The 15,394-nt window shown below is 42.6% G+C and carries 8 protein-coding genes, 2 tRNA genes, 3 rRNA genes and 1 other annotated feature; of the genes, 5 read left to right on the top strand and 8 right to left on the bottom strand.

The genetic code is table 11. The annotated features are described in order from the left end of the window. Positions 1 to 112: 112 nt before the first annotated feature. Positions 113 to 1,471, top strand: a complete 1,359-nt coding sequence (gene pssA, locus ACWPWK_RS15025) for a CDP-diacylglycerol--serine O-phosphatidyltransferase (protein WP_109374055.1) — start codon at positions 113 to 115, stop codon at positions 1,469 to 1,471. 131 nt (positions 1,472 to 1,602) lie between these two features. Continuing rightward, complete coding sequence (locus tag ACWPWK_RS15020; RefSeq protein ID WP_109374054.1) at positions 1,603 to 1,950, top strand: YfiM family lipoprotein; 348 nt, start codon at positions 1,603 to 1,605, stop codon at positions 1,948 to 1,950. Positions 1,951 to 2,040: 90 nt separating this feature from the next. On the opposite strand, the gene rrf is transcribed toward ACWPWK_RS15020, so the two are convergent. The 8 genes from rrf to rluD all read right to left on the bottom strand — a co-directional run bounded on the left by rrf (position 2,041) and on the right by rluD (position 12,412). After that, positions 2,041 to 2,156: ribosomal RNA gene (gene rrf / locus ACWPWK_RS15015) — 5S ribosomal RNA — on the bottom strand. A 117-nt stretch (positions 2,157 to 2,273) separates the two neighbouring features. Next, positions 2,274 to 5,176, bottom strand: a 23S ribosomal RNA gene (locus tag ACWPWK_RS15010). Positions 5,177 to 5,512: 336 nt separating this feature from the next. After that, a tRNA-Ala gene (locus ACWPWK_RS15005) sits at positions 5,513 to 5,588 on the bottom strand. Positions 5,589 to 5,748: 160 nt separating this feature from the next. Continuing rightward, a tRNA-Ile gene (locus ACWPWK_RS15000) sits at positions 5,749 to 5,825 on the bottom strand. Between the two features lie 71 nt (positions 5,826 to 5,896). Beyond that, positions 5,897 to 7,439 (bottom strand): 16S ribosomal RNA (locus ACWPWK_RS14995). Together the 16S, 23S and 5S rRNA genes with 2 tRNA genes alongside form the textbook arrangement of a ribosomal RNA operon. Positions 7,440 to 7,982: 543 nt before the next feature. Then, a complete protein-coding gene (clpB, locus tag ACWPWK_RS14990; RefSeq protein WP_109374389.1) occupies positions 7,983 to 10,556 on the bottom strand; it encodes an ATP-dependent chaperone ClpB in 2,574 nt (857 codons plus the stop codon). A 146-nt stretch (positions 10,557 to 10,702) separates the two neighbouring features. Continuing rightward, a complete protein-coding gene (yfiH, locus tag ACWPWK_RS14985) occupies positions 10,703 to 11,434 on the bottom strand; it encodes a purine nucleoside phosphorylase YfiH (RefSeq protein WP_109374390.1) in 732 nt (243 codons plus the stop codon). Then, complete coding sequence (gene rluD / locus ACWPWK_RS14980; RefSeq protein ID WP_075672439.1) at positions 11,435 to 12,412, bottom strand: 23S rRNA pseudouridine(1911/1915/1917) synthase RluD; 978 nt, start codon at positions 12,410 to 12,412, stop codon at positions 11,435 to 11,437. A gap of 135 nt (positions 12,413 to 12,547) precedes the next feature. Between rluD and bamD the strand changes: the two genes are divergently transcribed. The 3 genes from bamD (at position 12,548) to pheA (ending at position 15,354) form a co-directional block, all read left to right on the top strand. After that, positions 12,548 to 13,282, top strand: coding sequence for an outer membrane protein assembly factor BamD (gene bamD / locus ACWPWK_RS14975; RefSeq protein WP_109374391.1), 735 nt, complete (start codon positions 12,548 to 12,550; stop codon positions 13,280 to 13,282). A 271-nt stretch (positions 13,283 to 13,553) separates the two neighbouring features. Beyond that, positions 13,554 to 13,889 carry a ribosome-associated translation inhibitor RaiA gene (gene raiA / locus ACWPWK_RS14970; protein WP_109374392.1) on the top strand — a complete coding sequence of 112 codons (336 nt, stop codon included), beginning with the start codon at positions 13,554 to 13,556 and terminating at the stop codon, positions 13,887 to 13,889. A 154-nt stretch (positions 13,890 to 14,043) separates the two neighbouring features. Further along, positions 14,044 to 14,161 (top strand) — a sequence feature (Phe leader region). Positions 14,162 to 14,196: 35 nt separating this feature from the next. After that, the gene (pheA, locus tag ACWPWK_RS14965) at positions 14,197 to 15,354 is read left to right on the top strand and encodes a bifunctional chorismate mutase/prephenate dehydratase (protein WP_109374393.1); all 1,158 of its coding nucleotides are present in this window, start codon (positions 14,197 to 14,199) and stop codon (positions 15,352 to 15,354) included. Positions 15,355 to 15,394 lie beyond the last annotated feature (40 nt).

Below are 15,394 nucleotides of genomic sequence, written 5' to 3'. Positions count from 1 at the left end.
TTTTATGCGTACATCCCATATAACTAATGTTATGATCAGAAGATCGGTTAAAGAAAATCTACATGGACGATGGCTCCATCTGCCATCATAAACAAGAGAATTAAGCACTGTGATGTTGTCTAAACTAAAACTTGCTAAGCATCAACAACACCTTGCACAACTGCCTAAATTAGCTCAGTCAGTTGCTGATGTTGAAACGCTTTATCAGACGTCCGCGTTTCGCAGCACCTTATTGAAATATATTGCTCAAGCAAAGAAAGAGATCTTTATTACGGCTCTTTACCTAGAGCACGATGAGGCTGGTGAAGAGATCCTTGATGCGCTTTACAGCGCAAAACAACAACGTCCTGAATTAGCCATTACAGTTATTGTTGACTGGCACCGTGCTCAACGTGGGCGTATTGGTGTCTCTGCTGATGCAACGAATGCTGATTGGTACTACCACGTTGCACAGCAACACCCTGATGTCGAGATCCCTATTTACGGTATTCCCGTAAACACTCGTGAAGCATTAGGTGTATTACACCTTAAAGGCTTTATCTTTGATGATACGGTTATCTATAGTGGCGCAAGTATTAATAATGTTTATTTGCACAAACTGGATAAATATCGTTATGACAGATATCACATCATCCAAAATAGCGAATTAGCCTCCACAATGAAGCAGTTTATTGTGACTGATCTTTTGCAATCAGAAGCGATTCAACGATTGGATATCAAAGATAGAGTTCGTTGTGCCGAAATTAAAAACTGTATTCGTCAATTTCGTTTCAATTTACGCACTCGTGATGGCTATGATATTAAAGCCAATGCTTCTAACAACGAGCTGGCAGTAACACCTTTAATGGGTTTAGGTAAGAAAAATATCTTAAATAAGACAATTTCTCACCTTATGGCTTCTACTGAAGAAAAGCTTGTTATTTGTACACCTTATTTTAATTTACCTGCGATCCTTGTACGTCAAATCAGTCATTTATTAAGAAATGGCAAGCAAGTCGAAATTATTATTGGTGATAAAACTGCAAATGACTTCTATATTCCACCAGAAGAGCCATTTAAAATTATTGGTGCTCTACCTTATCTCTATGAGATCAATCTGCGTAAATTTACCCAACGTTTCCAACGCTTTATTGATAATGACCAATTAACAGTAAGACTTTGGAAAGATAACGATAATACCTATCACCTAAAAGGCATGTGGGTTGATGATAGCTGGCAATTAATTACTGGTAATAATCTTAATCCGCGTGCATGGGGATTAGATTTAGAAAATGCCATATTAATTCATGATCCTAAACATGAATTACATGAGCAACGACACAATGAGTTAGCCTGTATTCGCCAACATACTATTGTCGTAAAACATTACCAAGATCTAGAAAATATTAAACTTTATCCTCTAAAAGTGAAGAAATTAATCAAACGATTACGACGTATTCGTGTTGATAGATTAATTAGCCGTATACTTTAAACGCTAACGCTTCCCGTCTTAAAGCCTTACTTAAATATCAGTAAGGCTTTTTTGTTTTCTAAAATTATCTTCTATACTTAATAAGCACTTATATTAAAATATTTTTATCAGTGAAAAGGCTTTTATTTTTTATGAAACTAAGGCTTAAATGTGGTTCTCTGATCATTTTATTATCAATAATGACTTTAACGGGTTGCCAGTCATTTCATTTTGCCAATGATAATTGGCAAGGCAAAGATAAAGCTCAACATTTTTTATTTTCTATGGCTGCTTCAGCGGGCGCAAATGCGTATGCAGATCATCAAAATTATGGTCATAGAGAGGGATTATTAATTGGGCTCTCGTTTTCGATTAGTTTAGGTGCAACAAAAGAGCTTTATGATAGTCGTCCGAAAGGTACTGGCTGGAGCTGGCATGATTTTGCTTACGATATTGCGGGAGCTGCGGCGGGTTCATTGTTTTATCAGCAATTAAAATAGTGTTTTATTCCTCAAAAATAAAATAGAGACAGAGAAACCCCAAACGCAAAAAAGCCAACCCATTGGGTTGGCTTTCTCGTCTTATTTAATGCCTGGCAGTTCCCTACTCTCACATGGGGAGACCCCACACTACCATCGGCGCTACAACGTTTCACTTCTGAGTTCGGCATGGATTCAGGTGGGTCCGCTGCGCTATGGCCGCCAAGCAAATTCAGTATCATTACCCGTTACTGTTGTTTCTTTCTCAGTAACCAGCAATCTCAATCTTAAACAAGCTTACTTCATCGATGTTCGTCTCTCAGACAAAACACCTTCGGTGTTGTCAGGTTAAGCCTCACGGTTCATTAGTACTGGTTAGCTCAACGTATCGCTACGCTTACACACCCAGCCTATCAACGTCTTAGTCTTAAACGTTCCTTTAGGTCACTCTAGGTGACAGGGAAGACTCATCTCGAGGCAAGTTTCCCGCTTAGATGCTTTCAGCGGTTATCTCTTCCGCACTTAGCTACCGGGCAATGCCATTGGCATGACAACCCGAACACCAGTGGTGCGTTCACTCCGGTCCTCTCGTACTAGGAGCAACCCCTCTCAATCTTCCAACGCCCACGGCAGATAGGGACCGAACTGTCTCACGACGTTCTAAACCCAGCTCGCGTACCACTTTAAATGGCGAACAGCCATACCCTTGGGACCTACTTCAGCCCCAGGATGTGATGAGCCGACATCGAGGTGCCAAACACCGCCGTCGATATGAACTCTTGGGCGGTATCAGCCTGTTATCCCCGGAGTACCTTTTATCCGTTGAGCGATGGCCCTTCCATTCAGAACCACCGGATCACTAAGACCTACTTTCGTACCTGCTCGAGCCGTCACTCTCACAGTCAAGCTGGCTTATGCCTTTGCACTAACCGCATGATGTCCGACCATGCTTAGCCAACCTTCGTGCTCCTCCGTTACTCTTTAGGAGGAGACCGCCCCAGTCAAACTACCCACCAGACACGGTCCCCGACCCAGATTATGGGCCTAGGTTAGAACATCAAACGTTAAAGGGTGGTATTTCAAGGTTGACTCCATGCAGACTGGCGTCCACACTTCTAAGTCTCCCACCTATCCTACACATCAAGGCTCAATGTTCAGTGTCAAGCTATAGTAAAGGTTCACGGGGTCTTTCCGTCTTGCCGCGGGTACACTGCATCTTCACAGCGAGTTCAATTTCACTGAGTCTCGGGTGGAGACAGCCTGGCCATCATTACGCCATTCGTGCAGGTCGGAACTTACCCGACAAGGAATTTCGCTACCTTAGGACCGTTATAGTTACGGCCGCCGTTTACTGGGGCTTCGATCAAGAGCTTCTCCCTAAGGATAACCCCATCAATTAACCTTCCAGCACCGGGCAGGCGTCACACCGTATACGTCCACTTTCGTGTTTGCACAGTGCTGTGTTTTTAATAAACAGTTGCAGCCAGCTGGTATCTTCGACTGGCTTCGGCTCCGTCCGCAAGGGACTTCACTTACCGCCAGCGTGCCTTCTCCCGAAGTTACGGCACCATTTTGCCTAGTTCCTTCACCCGAGTTCTCTCAAGCGCCTGAGTATTCTCTACCTGACCACCTGTGTCGGTTTGGGGTACGATTGTTGGTAACCTGAAGCTTAGAGGCTTTTCCTGGAAGCAGGGCATCAATTGCTTCACCACCTTAGTGGCTCGTCATCACACCTCAGCATTAAGTGACCGGATTTGCCTAATCACTCTGCCTACATGCTTGAACCGGGACGACCGTCGCCCGGACAACCTAGCCTTCTCCGTTCCCCCATCGCAGTTACCACCAGTACGGGAATATTAACCCGTTTCCCATCGACTACGCTTTTCAGCCTCGCCTTAGGGGTCGACTCACCCTGCCCCGATTAACGTTGGACAGGAACCCTTGGTCTTCCGGCGTGCGGGTTTTTCACCCGCATTATCGTTACTTATGTCAGCATTCGCACTTCTGATACCTCCAGCATACCTCACAGTACACCTTCGCAGGCTTACAGAACGCTCCCCTACCCAACAACACATAGTGTCGCTGCCGCAGCTTCGGTGCATGGTTTAGCCCCGTTACATCTTCCGCGCGGGCCGACTCGACCAGTGAGCTATTACGCTTTCTTTAAATGATGGCTGCTTCTAAGCCAACATCCTGGCTGTCTGAGCCTTCCCACTTCGTTTCCCACTTAACCATGACTTTGGGACCTTAGCTGGCGGTCTGGGTTGTTTCCCTCTTCACGACGGACGTTAGCACCCGCCGTGTGTCTCCCGTGATAACATTCTTCGGTATTCGCAGTTTGCATCGAGTTGGTAAGTCGGGATGACCCCCTAGTCGAAACAGTGCTCTACCCCCGAAGATGAGTTCACGAGGCGCTACCTAAATAGCTTTCGGGGAGAACCAGCTATCTCCCGGTTTGATTGGCCTTTCACCCCCATCCACAAGTCATCCGCTAATTTTTCAACATTAGTCGGTTCGGTCCTCCAGTTAGTGTTACCCAACCTTCAACCTGCCCATGGATAGATCACCGGGTTTCGGGTCTATACCCTGCAACTCATTCGCCCAGTTAAGACTCGGTTTCCCTACGGCTCCCCTATTCGGTTAACCTTGCTACAGAATATAAGTCGCTGACCCATTATACAAAAGGTACGCAGTCACCTCACGAAGAGGCTCCTACTGCTTGTACGTACACGGTTTCAGGTTCTTTTTCACTCCCCTCGCCGGGGTTCTTTTCGCCTTTCCCTCACGGTACTGGTTCACTATCGGTCAATCAGGAGTATTTAGCCTTGGAGGATGGTCCCCCCATATTCAGACAGGATAACACGTGTCCCGCCCTACTCGTCGAGTTCACAATAACAGCATCTTCAGATACGGGGCTATCACCCTTTACTGCCGGACTTTCCAGACCGTTCTCCTGATGCTGCTATTGATTAAGACTCTGGGCTGTTCCCCGTTCGCTCGCCGCTACTAGGGGAATCTCGGTTGATTTCTTTTCCTCGGGGTACTGAGATGTTTCAGTTCTCCCGGTTCGCTTCATTAACCTATGTATTCAGTTAATGATAATATCCATTGGATATTGGGTTTCCCCATTCGGAAATCGTCGGGTATAACGGTTCATATCACCTTACCGACGCTTATCGCAGATTAGCACGTCCTTCATCGCCTCTGATTGCCTAGGCATCCACCGTGTACGCTTATTCGCTTAACCTCACAACCCGAAGGTGTCTTTTTGAAGACTATCTTGGTGGTGATGGCTGCGCAGATTACATTTCGTCGTTGGGCAGTGCTCGCCATGCTCACATACTTATGTATGTTGCGCTGGCTGCGCGCTGGCCGCCTCGAACTGTAAATTGCTCGCTCATCCCACTTTGATGTCAAAAACACATTCAAAGTTTGAGATTTTGAGAGACTCATCAATATACCTCGGTGATATATTGATTTGTTTTCAATTTTTCAGCTTGTTCCAGATTGTTAAAGAGCAAAATAATTCGCAGTATACTATTGCTAATATACTCTGAATTATTGTTTTATATTCAAGAGATTATGGTGGAGCTAAGCGGGATCGAACCGCTGACCTCCTGCGTGCAAGGCAGGCGCTCTCCCAGCTGAGCTATAGCCCCATAATGCATTCTTAATACCGTTTTTTGTTACTCAGCATTCTCTCTTATCGGAAATGTTCCTTTAATTAAGAATGGAGCTAATCGTAGTGAGATAAGGCGTGGAGTAACGAAGTTTACTTAATGTAAACGAGTTGCTTCATAACGCAGTATCAATACGATTTGGTAGGCCTGAGTGGACTTGAACCACCGACCTCACCCTTATCAGGGGTGCGCTCTAACCACCTGAGCTACAAGCCTATACCGGTATTTCTGCTCGTTCTTCATCAGACAATCTGTGTGAGCACTACACATAACACGTATCTCTTAGGTAAGGAGGTGATCCAACCGCAGGTTCCCCTACGGTTACCTTGTTACGACTTCACCCCAGTCATGAATCACAAAGTGGTAAGCGCCCTCCCGAAGGTTAAGCTACCTACTTCTTTTGCAACCCACTCCCATGGTGTGACGGGCGGTGTGTACAAGGCCCGGGAACGTATTCACCGTAGCATTCTGATCTACGATTACTAGCGATTCCGACTTCATGGAGTCGAGTTGCAGACTCCAATCCGGACTACGACAGACTTTATGAGTTCCGCTTGCTCTCGCGAGGTCGCTTCTCTTTGTATCTGCCATTGTAGCACGTGTGTAGCCCTACTCGTAAGGGCCATGATGACTTGACGTCATCCCCACCTTCCTCCGGTTTATCACCGGCAGTCTCCTTTGAGTTCCCGCCATCACGCGCTGGCAACAAAGGATAAGGGTTGCGCTCGTTGCGGGACTTAACCCAACATTTCACAACACGAGCTGACGACAGCCATGCAGCACCTGTCTCAGCGTTCCCGAAGGCACTCCTCTATCTCTAAAGGATTCGCTGGATGTCAAGAGTAGGTAAGGTTCTTCGCGTTGCATCGAATTAAACCACATGCTCCACCGCTTGTGCGGGCCCCCGTCAATTCATTTGAGTTTTAACCTTGCGGCCGTACTCCCCAGGCGGTCGATTTAACGCGTTAGCTCCAGAAGCCACGGTTCAAGACCACAACCTCTAAATCGACATCGTTTACAGCGTGGACTACCAGGGTATCTAATCCTGTTTGCTCCCCACGCTTTCGCACCTGAGCGTCAGTCTTTGTCCAGGGGGCCGCCTTCGCCACCGGTATTCCTCCACATCTCTACGCATTTCACCGCTACACGTGGAATTCTACCCCCCTCTACAAGACTCTAGCCAACCAGTTTCAGATGCAATTCCCAAGTTAAGCTCGGGGCTTTCACATCTGACTTAATTGACCGCCTGCGTGCGCTTTACGCCCAGTAATTCCGATTAACGCTTGCACCCTCCGTATTACCGCGGCTGCTGGCACGGAGTTAGCCGGTGCTTCTTCTGCGGGTAACGTCAATTGATAAAGGTATTAACTTTATCACCTTCCTCCCCGCTGAAAGTACTTTACAACCCTAAGGCCTTCTTCATACACGCGGCATGGCTGCATCAGGCTTGCGCCCATTGTGCAATATTCCCCACTGCTGCCTCCCGTAGGAGTCTGGGCCGTGTCTCAGTCCCAGTGTGGCTGATCATCCTCTCAGACCAGCTAGAGATCGTCGCCTAGGTGAGCCATTACCTCACCTACTAGCTAATCCCATATGGGTTCATCCGATAGCGCAAGGTCCGAAGAGCCCCTGCTTTGGTCCGTAGACGTCATGCGGTATTAGCTACCGTTTCCAGTAGTTATCCCCCTCTATCGGGCAGATCCCCATACATTACTCACCCGTCCGCCGCTCGTCAGCAAGAAAGCAAGCTTTCTCCTGTTACCGCTCGACTTGCATGTGTTAGGCCTGCCGCCAGCGTTCAATCTGAGCCATGATCAAACTCTTCAATTAAAAGTGTTTGATGCTCAAAGAAATCGAAAACTTAGCTATTCATAAATGAATTTACTTTTGTTGTTCACTCTTCAAGACTTGATACATCTAATATTTTAGAAGATATCGTCTCTGCGAGTGCCCACACAGATTGTCTGATAATTTGTTAAAGAGCAGTGCAACATTCGCTGCCGTTTCCGGTCTTCTGCGCTGTTGCGAGGAGGCGTATATTACGTTATTCCTCTGAAGAGTCAAGAGTTTTTTCAAACTTTTTTCTTTTCTCTTCACCGTCCTGCGTGGCTTGTTGTTTGCTCATCGCCGGTCAGTGGATGCGCATTATAGGGAGATCTCGGATTAGCGCAAGTGTTTATTTCAATTTTTTTTCCGATAGCACACTTAATAATCAAATCGATATATTCAGTGTAATTTATAGACATTTACTGTCGAAAAAAGTTTCAAATAATATAAATCATATTTAAATATCCCCATCCCCCTTACTCAATAAAAACACAAAGTATAAAAAAAGAGGCTTATATAAGCCTCTTTTTGGTTTAGTGTTATCTATTACTGCTTCGCGATTATCTTATTGTCATCTAAATCTAAGATAATCTCTTTGCCCGGTAATAATTTGCCAGACAAGATATCTTGAGCTAATGGATTTTCAACCTCTTGCTGGATAGCCCGTTTTAATGGACGAGCACCATAAATTGGATCGAATCCAACTTCGCTCAATTTCTCTAATGCAGCCCCAGTGATAGTAACGTGATAACCACGCTCTTCTAAACGCTGGTATAAACGACGCAATTGAATTTGTGCAATCGCTGCAATGTTTTCTTTACCTAATGGGTGGAATACCACAACTTCATCAATACGGTTGATAAACTCTGGTCTGAAATGATGGCCAACAACATCCATCACAATGTTTTTCATTTCAGGATAATCAATTGTCCCGAAGCGTTCTTGAATTAAATCAGACCCCAAGTTCGATGTCATAATCACAACTGTATTACGAAAATCGACTGTTCTGCCTTGTCCATCCGTTAAACGACCATCATCCAATACTTGTAATAAGATATTGAATACGTCTGGATGCGCTTTTTCAACTTCATCTAATAAAATGACTGAATAAGGGCGACGGCGAACGGCTTCTGTTAAATATCCACCTTCTTCGTAACCAACATATCCTGGAGGTGCACCCACTAAACGAGAAACGGAGTGTTTTTCCATAAATTCAGACATATCGATACGAACCATTGCATCATCACTATCAAACAAGAAGTTCGCTAATGCTTTACACAACTCAGTCTTACCTACCCCAGTAGGTCCTAAGAATAAGAACGAACCAATTGGACGATTAGGATCAGATAATCCAGCACGGCTACGACGAATAGCATTAGATACTGCACTCACAGCCTCAGCTTGACCAATAACACGTCTATGTAGCTCTTGTTCCATTCTTAGCAGTTTTTCACGTTCCCCTTCTAGCATTCTAGATACAGGAATACCTGTCCAACGAGCCAAGATTTCAGCAATTTCAGCATCAGTGACTTTATTACGTAACAGCTTCATATGTTTATCTTCAGCTTTATTAGCTTCAGCAAGCTGTTTTTCTAACGTCGGGATTTGTCCATATTGGATCTCTGACATTTTCGCCAAATCACCGCTACGGCGAGCTTGTTCTAATGCAATACGAGCCTGCTCTAATTCAGATTTAATATGTTGAGTGCCAGTAAGCTCTGCTTTTTCTGCTTTCCACTCTTCTTCTAAAGCAGAATACTCTTTCTCTTTTTCCGCAAGTTCTTCATTTAGCATCTCTAAACGTTTTTTACTTGCATCATCAGACTCTTTTTGCAGTGCTTGTTGTTCAAGTTTCAGCTGAATAATACGTCTATCAAGTCTATCTAATGCTTCTGGTTTTGAATCCATCTGCATACGTAGGCTTGCGCCCGCTTCATCAATTAAGTCAATCGCCTTATCTGGTAACATACGGTCAGAGATATAACGATGAGATAAAGTCGCAGCCGCAACAATCGCAGGATCTGTAATTTGAACATGATGATGAAGTTCATAACGTTCTTTCAGACCACGTAAAATAGCAATAGTATCTTCTACAGTTGGCTCAGCCACATACACTTTTTGGAAACGACGCTCTAATGCCGCATCTTTTTCAATATATTGACGATATTCATCAAGTGTTGTTGCACCCACACAGTGTAATTCACCACGAGCTAATGCAGGCTTTAACATATTTCCCGCATCCATAGCACCGTCAGCTTTACCTGCGCCAACCATCGTATGTAATTCATCAATAAACAGAATGACACTGCCTTCCTGTTTAGATAAATCATTTAAAACAGCTTTTAAACGTTCTTCAAATTCACCACGGTATTTAGCACCTGCTAATAACGAGCCCATATCTAAAGAAAGTACACGCTTATTCTTTAAACCTTCAGGGACTTCACCATTAACAATACGTTGAGCCAAACCTTCAACAATGGCCGTTTTACCTACCCCCGGTTCACCAATAAGCACAGGGTTGTTTTTAGTACGGCGTTGTAGAACTTGAATGGTTCTTCTTATTTCTTCATCACGACCAATAACAGGATCGAGTTTGCCTTGTTCTGCTCTTTCCGTTAAATCCACAGTATATTTTTTCAATGCCTGACGTTGGTCTTCTGCATTTTGATCGTTCACTGTTTCTCCACCACGTATTTTTTCAATCGCTATCTCAAGACTTGCTTTATTCGCTCCGGCTGCTTTTAGCATATCAGCAACTTGCCCACCGGTTTCTATAGCAGCTAAAAGAAAGAGCTCTGACGAAATAAATTCGTCACCTTTTTTCTGTGCCAATTTATCGCACAAGTTAAGGTGCTTAATTAAATCATTTGAGGGATGAACCTCTCCACCAGCACCTTCGACTTTAGGTAATCGAGACAAAGCATCATTAATTCGCTCATTAAATTGCGATGCATTAACACCTACGGATGTTAATAGAGGGCGAATTGAGCCACCTTGTTGATTAAATAACGCACTCAGTAAATGTATGGGTTCTATAAATTGATTATCGTTCCCAAGTGCCAATGACTGGGCGTCTGCGAGAGCTTGCTGGAATTTGTTGGTTAATTTATCCAGACGCATAACACCTCCAAGTAAAATTTAAAGTAAAATTCGTAACTGGAGAATAGATGAGGTCATTTTGACAATATTCAAGCTCAAAATAAAAATTTTGAGCAAAAATATTCATCAATATTTGAGATAAGTGAGAAAAAACGTTGAGAGAAAGTTTATTTAATCCAGATTAATGATGCCATTCGCCCAGTTACATGCTCTCGTCTATAAGAAAAGAAGCGCGATGGATCAGTTACAGTACAAAAATCGCCACCATAAATCTGAGTTACTCCACTTTCCTGTAAGATTATTCTCGCTAACATATAAATATTAGCTAAATATTTACCATTATGGGGAATAAATGCAGATTCAAAGGCAATATTTTTCTCTATAAACGCCAAACGGACTTCTGCACCAACCTCAAAAGCAGTTGGTCCAATTGCGGGCCCTAACCATGCCATAATTTGATCTTTAGGTGCTTTAAACTGCGCAAGTGTATTCTGTAATACACCATGGCAAAGCCCTCGCCATCCACCATGAGCGGCGCCAACTTCTGTTCCATCAACAGTTGTAAAAAGGACTGGCAAACAATCTGCCGTCATAATTGCGCAAACTTTTTTCACGGTAGAGGTGTAAAGGGCATCACCTTGTATTTCATTATTTTTCTCAGTATTTAGCGTAACAACATGGGTGCCATGAACTTGTTCAAGCCATAGTGGCATTTCAGGCAATTGAGCTTGCTGGCAAAGTCTGCGTCTATTTTCTTCAACATCAGACAATTTATCACCAACATGAGTACCTAAATTGAGGCTGTTATAAGGCGGTAGACTAATCCCACCTTCTCTCAAGGTACTGCAAGACCCAATATTTTCAGGTTGTGGCCAATCTGGAAAAATCAATGAAGTCATTTACCAATCCATTTCATCTTTAAACTGTTCAACGTCAGCTTTTAGCACATCGATAAGCTTAACCATATCATCAGGCAATGGCGCATGCCATTCCATTTCAATACCTGTTATTGGATGATAAAGACGTAGCATCGTTGCATGTAGCGCTTGTCTATCAAATAAGCGTAACGTTTCACGTAATTCATCTGAAGCCCCTTTTAAAGGACGAGGTCTTCCTGCATAAAGCTGATCACCGATTAAAGCATGGTGAATATGAGCCATATGAACACGAATTTGGTGAGTACGACCGGTTTCTAAACGTAAACGCAAACGTGTATGAGCACGGAAATGCTCCATAACACGATAATGTGTTACTGCTGGTTTACCCATTGGGTGCACAGCCATATGTGTCCGTTTAGTTGGATGTCGAGAAATAGGTTCATTCACTAATCCTCCCGCCGTCATTCTTCCGGTTGCAACCGCTTCATACTCACGCGTGATTTCACGACGTTGTAAAGCTTCAACTAAATGCGTTTGAGCAGGAACTGTTTTTGCAACAACCATTAAACCTGTTGTATCTTTATCCAATCGATGGACAATACCCGCACGAGGTACATTAGCAATCTCTGGATAGCGATAAAGTAATGCATTTAATACGGTGCCATCAGGATTACCCGCACCAGGATGTACAACGAGATCTCTTGGCTTATTGATAACTAAAATATCGTCATCTTCATAAACGATATTTAACGGAATATTCTGAGGCTCCCAGCGAACTTCCTCTTCAATTAAGGCATCGACTTCAATTTTTTCACCGCCAAGCATTTTTTCTTTTGGCTTATTGATGATTTTATCGTTAACCTGCACTCTATTGTCTAAGATCCACTCTTTTATACGAGATCTTGAATAATCAGGGAACATTTCGGCCAAAGCCTGATCTAAGCGTTGACCCAGCTGTGAATCTGCGACTGTAGCATTAAGTCGTATTTGTTGAGACATAAATAATTTTCTATTAATTAAGTTAGTGTTTTGACGGCACAGCCGTTTCATTTAAAATGAGTTATAGTGTAACCGATTTCAGGGGAGCTTCACGGAGAGACTCCCCAAACCTATTCAGAGGATAATCAATACGTGATGAGACGCATTAAATACCTGGTGGCAGCGGCCACTGTAAGCCTGTTACTAGCTGGCTGTTCGAGTTCAGACAAAGACGCTACTGCCGATATGTCGCCTTCTGAGCTTTACTCAACCAGTCAGGAAAAATTGCTAGATGGCAATTATGGAGCGGCTATCAAACAATTAGAGTCTCTCGATAATCGCTATCCTTTTGGCCCTTACTCGCAACAAGTTCAACTCGATCTGATTTATGCTTATTATAAATCAGCGGAACTACCAATGGCGATTTCTGCAATCGACCGTTTTATGCGATTAAACCCAACCCATCCTAATATCGACTATGTTCTTTATATGCGAGGCTTAACAGCTCAAGCATTAGATGATAGTGCATTACAAGGATTCTTTGGTATTGATCGTTCAGACCGTGATCCTCAACATGCCATCGTGGCATTTAAAGATTTTAGTCAATTAGTTCGTTACTATCCAGACAGCCTTTATGTCGCCGATGCAACCAAACGCCTAGTCTTTCTTAAAAACCGTTTAGCGAAGTATGAGCTTTCTGTTGCGAAATTCTATACTAAACGAGGGGCTTATGTCGCGGTTATTAATAGAGTAGAGCAAATGATGCGCGATTATCCTGACACACAAGCTACTCGTGACGCGCTTGTCTATATGGAAAACGCTTATAAAGAATTAGGTCTGACGCAAGAAGCAGAAAAAGTAGCTTCACTAATTGCAGCCAATCCAGACTAACAAAAACATCACCATCAAAAACAGCAGCTTATCGCTGCTGTTTTTTTATTCTTTTCTAGCTAAATTGTCTTTACTTTTCATCAGCCCAACCTTCCTAATATGACTGAATAAATGCAACTTAACAAGCGGTCTTTTTCAGCTATTTATCATTTGTCACGTTTCTATTACTAGTTACACATACATCTAACAAAAAGTGATTTTGATCATGTTTTAAATTGTGTATCACGATATTCTGAAGTTATCGAAGACGGAGTAATAAAGAGGTAACTATATGATTATAAATATTACTAGCAAACAAATGGAAATTACCCCAGCACTACGTGAACACATTGAAAGCCGTCTAACTAAACTCAATAAATGGCAGGTGAATTTAATCAATCCTCATATTATTCTTACGAAAGATCCTAAAGGCTTTAGTGTTGATGCCAGCATTCATACACCAAATGGGCAATTGGTCGCTAATGCACAACACACTGATATGTATGTTGCAATTAATGAATTACTCGCAAAACTTGAACGTCAATTAAACAAAGTTCAGCATAAAAACGAATCTCGTCGGGCTGATAACAGCCTGAAAGAAGAGAATTTACTTGTCGATGAAATGTAAATAGTAAAGCAAGATTAAAAATTAGAATAAATCACTGACTCAAAACGCCTCTGCGCATCCTCGTGATGCGCTTTTTATTGTATTTTTCTTGACTCTATTCACATCATCATGTTTGATAGCGATATGTTAAATAATTTACCAATCAATATAATGAAAAAACATTCACATTTGCCTTTCTTCTTTTTCTTTCTACTCTTTCATTAAGAGGCTTTGTCATTTCAGAAAGAAAAGTAAGAACGACAATAGCCTCCAAAATTGGAGGCTTTTTTATTTATGATGGCATGACATAACGGTATAGGGCTTAAACATGGAAAAACTCGATTTATCAGCAATCAGAGATAAGATCACAATGTTAGATTCAGAGTTACTAACATTGTTAGCAAACAGACGCCAATTATCTGCTGATGTTGCTCAATTTAAATTGAATACACATCGCCCTATTAGAGATAAAAATCGTGAGCGTGAATTACTTGATTTATTAATTGAGAAAGGAAAAAACGTTGGACTAGATGGTTTTTATATTAGCCGTATTTTTCAAATGATCATCGAAGACTCTGTCTTAACGCAACAAGCCATTCTACAACAACATCTTAATGCAACGCCTAATGAATCAGCCCGAATTGCTTATTTAGGGCCTAAAGGCTCTTATTCACATATTGCTGCTCGTCAATATGCTGCCCGCCATTTTGATAGCTTCGTTGATTGCACTTGCCAGAAATTTGACGACATTTTTACACTTGTTGATACTGGTCAAGCTGATTACGGTTTGCTGCCAATTGAAAATACCAGTTCGGGGGCAATTAATGATGTTTACGATTTACTGCAAACAACATCAATCTCTATTGTTGGAGAAATTCGCATCCCTATTAATCATGCGCTTTTAACAAGTGTTGATAGCAGTACAGAAGAGTTGCAAACTATTTATAGTCATCCTCAACCCTTCCAACAATGCAGCCATTATTTAAATCAGTATCCAAACTGGAAAATTGAATATTGTGAAAGTACAGCGGCTGCAATGGAAAAAGTAGCTCTTGCACAATCACCATTTGTTGCGGCAATTGGTAGTGAAGCCGGTGGCTCTCTTTATGGTCTAAAACCTCTAGCTAATAATTTAGCAAATCAGCAAATAAACGTAACACGCTTTATTGTTATTGCACGAAAAGCTATTGATGTTTCAGAGCAAGTACCCGCTAAAACAACCTTCTTAATGGCTACTGGGCAACAAGCGGGTGCATTAGTCGATGCATTAATGATTTTAAAAAAATACGACATTATTATGACAAAACTCGAATCTCGTCCTATTAATGGTACACCTTGGGAAGAGATGTTTTATATTGATGTTCAAGCCAATTTGCGTGATATCAATATGCAAAAAGCCTTACACGATTTATCACAAACAACACGTTCATTAAAAATACTAGGCTGTTACCCTTCAGAAAATGTTGTTCCTGTTGAAGTGAAATAACCTAGCTCCCAAAAAAGCCAAATAGCATATAGCTATCTGG

The organism is Proteus sp. Marseille-Q3619 (genome assembly GCF_965283115.1).
The sequence above is the reverse complement of the archived record's forward strand: the minus strand, read 5'-3'. Positions and strand labels throughout refer to the sequence as shown.

Coding starts and splice junctions, on each gene's coding strand:
- raiA (WP_109374392.1), top strand. CDS start 13,554: ATGATTATAAATATTACTAGCAAACAAATGGAAATTACCCCAGCACTA.
- ACWPWK_RS15020 (WP_109374054.1), top strand. CDS start 1,603: ATGAAACTAAGGCTTAAATGTGGTTCTCTGATCATTTTATTATCAATA.
- pheA (WP_109374393.1), top strand. CDS start 14,197: ATGGAAAAACTCGATTTATCAGCAATCAGAGATAAGATCACAATGTTA.
- pssA (WP_109374055.1), top strand. CDS start 113: ATGTTGTCTAAACTAAAACTTGCTAAGCATCAACAACACCTTGCACAA.
- rluD (WP_075672439.1), bottom strand. CDS start 12,412: ATGTCTCAACAAATACGACTTAATGCTACAGTCGCAGATTCACAGCTG.
- yfiH (WP_109374390.1), bottom strand. CDS start 11,434: ATGACTTCATTGATTTTTCCAGATTGGCCACAACCTGAAAATATTGGG.
- bamD (WP_109374391.1), top strand. CDS start 12,548: ATGAGACGCATTAAATACCTGGTGGCAGCGGCCACTGTAAGCCTGTTA.
- clpB (WP_109374389.1), bottom strand. CDS start 10,556: ATGCGTCTGGATAAATTAACCAACAAATTCCAGCAAGCTCTCGCAGAC.